Here is a 3956-nt window from a genome sequence, read left to right on the forward strand (position 1 = left end):
AGCAGGAGCTGTACAACAAGCTGATGGAGAACGGCATCGAGGTTTACGTGATGACCGCCGCTTCAGAGGAGCTGGTGCGTATGGTCGCGGCGGATCCCAAGTATGGCTACAACGTCAAACCGCAGAACGTCATTGGCGTTTCACTGCTGCTCAAGGATCAGAAGACCGGCGAGCTGACCACTGCGCGCAAACAGATCACTGCTGGCAAATATGACGAGAAGGCCAACCTCGGCCTGGAGCTGACGCCGTACCTGTGGACCCCGGCAACGTGGATGGCCGGCAAGCACGCAGCGATCCTGACCTATATCGATGAATGGAAAAAACCGGTACTGGTCGGTGGCGATACCCCGACGAGCGACGGTTACATGCTGTTCCACGATGTCGATGTGGCCAAGGGCGGCATTCACTTGTGGATCAACCGCAAGGACAAGTACATGACGCAAATAAACGGCATGATGGCCAAACACGCGGCGGCGCAGGCCAAGGAAGGCTTGCCGGTGACCGCGGACAAGAACTGGGTAATCGTCAAGCCGGAGGATATTCAATAAAGAAGATGCGAGCTGCGAGCTGCGAGCTGCAAGCTGCAAGAAAGAGCAACTTGGCTCTTGCTTGAAGCTTGAAGCTTGAAGCTCGCAGCTGTTTTTATATCCCGTCGAGCATCGCCTTGTTGCGCACAGCGCCCTTGTCGGCACTGGTCGCCAGCAGGGCGTAGGCCTTGAGGGCGGTGGTCACTTTGCGTGGGCGCACCTCGACCGGTTTCCAGCCTTTCTTGTCCTGCTCGGCGCGGCGTGCCGCCAGTTCTTCGTCGCTGACCAACAGGTTGATCGAGCGGTTCGGAATGTCGATCAGTACCTTGTCGCCATCCTGCACCAGACCGATCGCGCCACCGGCCGCAGCCTCTGGCGAAGCGTGGCCGATCGACAGGCCGGAAGTACCGCCGGAGAACCGCCCGTCGGTGAGCAGCGCGCAGGCTTTGCCCAGACCTTTGGATTTCAGGTAGGACGTCGGGTAGAGCATTTCCTGCATGCCCGGGCCGCCTTTCGGGCCTTCGTAGCGAATGATGACGATGTCGCCTTCCTTCACTTCGTCAGCGAGGATGCCGCGCACGGCGCTGTCCTGGCTTTCGAAAATCTTCGCGTTGCCTTCGAAGACGTGGATCGACTCATCAACCCCGGCGGTTTTCACCACGCAGCCGTCCTGCGCGATATTGCCGTACAGCACGGCGAGGCCGCCTTCTTTCGAATAGGCGTGCTCGAAGCTGCGGATGCAGCCGTTTTCACGGTCGTCGTCGAGGGTTTCCCAACGGGTCGACTGGCTGAATGCGGTCTGGGTCGGAATGCCCGCAGGACCTGCCTTGAAGAAGTGATGCACGGCTTCGTCGCTGGTCTGGGTGATGTCCCACTTGGCGATGGCTTCTTCCATGCTGCGGCTGTGCACGGTCGGCAGGTCGGTGTGCAGCAGGCCGCCACGGGCCAGCGAACCGAGGATGCTGAAAATGCCGCCGGCGCGGTGCACGTCTTCCATGTGGTACTTCTGGATGTTCGGTGCGACTTTGCACAGCTGTGGCACGCTGCGCGAGAGACGGTCGATGTCGCGCAGGTCGAAATCGATCTCGGCTTCCTGGGCAGCTGCGAGCAAGTGCAGGATGGTGTTGGTCGAACCGCCCATGGCGATGTCGAGCATCATCGCGTTCTCGAACGCCTTGAAGTTGGCGATGTTGCGCGGCAGCACGGAGTCATCGTTCTCGCCGTAGTAACGCTTGCACAGCTCGACGATGGTGCGACCGGCCTGGAGGAACAGCTGTTCGCGGTCGCTGTGGGTGGCCAGAGTAGAACCGTTGCCCGGCAAGGCCAGACCCAGTGCTTCGGTCAGGCAGTTCATCGAGTTGGCGGTGAACATGCCGGAGCACGAACCGCAGGTCGGGCAGGCGCTACGCTCGTACTCGGCGACTTTCTCGTCAGAAGCGCTGGAGTCGGCGGCGATTACCATGGCGTCGACGAGGTCGAGGCCGTGGGAAGCGAGTTTGGTCTTGCCCGCTTCCATCGGACCACCGGAAACGAAGATCACCGGGATGTTCAGGCGCAGTGCAGCCATCAGCATGCCCGGGGTGATCTTGTCGCAGTTGGAAATGCATACGATGGCGTCGGCGCAGTGGGCATTGACCATGTACTCGACGGAGTCTGCGATGATCTCGCGACTCGGCAGCGAATACAGCATGCCGTCGTGGCCCATGGCAATGCCGTCATCGACAGCAATGGTGTTGAATTCCTTGGCCACGCCACCGGCGCGTTCGATTTCGCGGGCGACCAGCTGACCCAGGTCCTTCAGGTGCACATGCCCCGGGACGAACTGGGTGAACGAGTTGGCGATGGCAATGATCGGCTTCTTGAAGTCGTCATCTTTCATGCCGGTGGCGCGCCACAGTGCGCGGGCGCCGGCCATGTTGCGGCCGTGGGTGGATGTTTTCGAGCGGTAATCTGGCATGGAGCACTCCGGGCGGCTAATCACGTACTAAAGGGGAGTGAGCTTCTGTTGACCTCTGAAACACCCGAAAAATGGCCGTGTGTCCGGAAGCTGCCGATGACGTTGCGGGATCGCCGCTGGTCTCAGCCTGAGCTCATAAACCCGCCGGGGATGAATGGCGATGAATGAGGCGATTCTACACCGCTGGCGTCGCGAGGGAATGGCGCAAAGCGTTGTTCCCCCGCTGAAGAGGCACGCGGGATGACGACTGGCAGGATCAGTGGTCGCCTCCCGGCATCACCGGATTGCTGCGCCGACTGCTGACGCGACGGCCAATCACGCTGTTGAGCAACAGCGATACGCCGCTCAACACCACGAAGCCGTAACCCAGCGTCGCTTGCAGGTTGGCCGGGCCGAGGCTGATCAAGGCGCTGACCAGCCCGCCACAGATAAAGATGATGGTGCTGCCTGCGGACGCCGATGCGCCGGCATTTTCGGCGAACAGGCTCATGGCGCGGGAGGTGGCCGGTGGTCTTGAAATGGTCGTGCCCACCGTGCAGATCAGCATCGGAATCAGCACCGTCGCCGCTGACAGATCATGATTGGCCGCCAGATAGAGCATCACCAGCCCCGAGAGCAGGATCAGACTCAGCCCGGTGAAAATCTGCTGTTGCGCATTGATATGCCGATTCAGCACGCTGGCGAACAGGCCGCCAAAGACATAGGCGGCGCCGTAGATCAGCAGGATCAAGGCAAAATCGTAAGGTGCCATCTGCAACTGCTCCATGAAGATCAGCGGGGAAATGACGATGAAGGAAAAGTGGCAGGCGAAAGCGAAGGCGGAAATCAGCCAGCAGCCGACGAATTCGAAATTGCCCAGCACCAATCTGTAGGGCTTTATGAAACCCCCATGTGGCCCATTCTGAACGGGCCGGCTGTTATCGAGCAGCCGCCACGTCTTCACCAGAACCACGGCGGCCAAGGCGATGAACACCCAGAAGCTGCCGCGCCAGCCGAGCGTGGCCTGCAGAAACGTGCCCGCCAATGGTGATACCGAAATGAAGATGCCCGTGGCGGTGACCATCAGGATCCGCAGGCGATCACGCTCGTTGCCTTCGAACAGATCCTGCACCAGTGCCTGGGACAGCACGAAGCAACCGCATCCCAGCGCCTGCATCACCCGGAAAATCAGGAACAGCGTGTAGTCAGTGCTCAGCACGCAGCCCAGTGCGCCGAGCAGCGACACGCTCATGCCCGCGAGCAGCAGACCTTTGCGCCCGATCACATCGGACAACGGGCCGATCAACAACTGGGCAAATGCGATGCCCACGGCAAACAGACTGATCGACAGCGCGATGTCGTTTGACGATCGGCCAAAGTGGGCTGCCAATGCCGGAAAAGAAGGCAGCAGCACATCCAGCGGAAACACGCCAAGCAGGATCATCGCCAACAACAGGCTGACGGCACCGCGTTGTTGCCGGCGGGTAGCTACA

At 60.5% G+C, this 3956-nt stretch carries 2 protein-coding genes and 1 pseudogene; 1 reads left to right on the top strand and 2 read right to left on the bottom strand.

Going from position 1 to position 3956, the window contains the following annotated elements:
- Positions 1-548: pseudogene (locus OQK_RS12525) on the top strand (haloacid dehalogenase-like hydrolase); the annotation flags it as partial.
- 94 nt (positions 549-642) lie between these two features.
- Here the strand turns inward: OQK_RS12525 and ilvD are convergent.
- Positions 643-2484, bottom strand: a complete 1842-nt coding sequence (gene ilvD, locus OQK_RS12530; protein WP_016772696.1) for a dihydroxy-acid dehydratase — start codon at positions 2482-2484, stop codon at positions 643-645.
- Positions 2485-2740: 256 nt separating this feature from the next.
- On the bottom strand, positions 2741-3956 hold a 1216-nt coding region (locus OQK_RS12535), incomplete at its 5' end, for an MFS transporter (RefSeq protein ID WP_016772697.1).

It is taken from the genome of Pseudomonas sp. R62, from assembly GCF_000257605.1.
Lineage (GTDB): Bacteria > Pseudomonadota > Gammaproteobacteria > Pseudomonadales > Pseudomonadaceae > Aquipseudomonas > Aquipseudomonas atacamensis.